The organism is Achromobacter sp. SIMBA_011, assembly GCF_046535435.1.
GTDB classification, from domain to species: Bacteria; Pseudomonadota; Gammaproteobacteria; order Burkholderiales; family Burkholderiaceae_B; genus Achromobacter; species Achromobacter dolens.
This window is the reverse complement of the sequence record NZ_JAWRWN010000300.1, coordinates 1-283: the sequence shown is the minus strand read 5'-3', so window position 1 is coordinate 283 and position 283 is coordinate 1. Positions and strand designations below refer to the sequence as shown.

The window sequence follows — 283 nt, the reverse complement described above, 5'->3', positions numbered from 1 at the left end:
CCAGCGATATTCCTCGCCCTCAATGCGATCCTGCTCCGTGACGGCGAACGGGTCCGCAAAGGCACGAGCGGCAATCTCGAAGCTCACGCGGTGCTTCCGGAGATTGGTTTCGGCTTTTGCCGGGTCCCATTCGAATCTTGTTTTCATGAGCGGAATGTTAGTACAATTTTGTACCAACAACAAGACTAATCACTTGGCTTGCTCATCCCTGCCGGAGGCTGGGCCGTTATCAGGTTTGTACCACAAACTTGACTATCCTGCCGGCCCCACCACCCCTTTCACG

The 283-nt window shown here is 54.8% G+C and carries 1 protein-coding gene; it reads right to left on the bottom strand.

Annotated features, from left to right (window positions below; all coding sequences use genetic code 11):
• Positions 1-147 (bottom strand): BrnT family toxin (locus tag SB816_RS31045; RefSeq protein ID WP_410548121.1); only part of this gene is annotated, 147 nt, incomplete at its 3' end.
• Positions 148-283 lie beyond the last annotated feature (136 nt).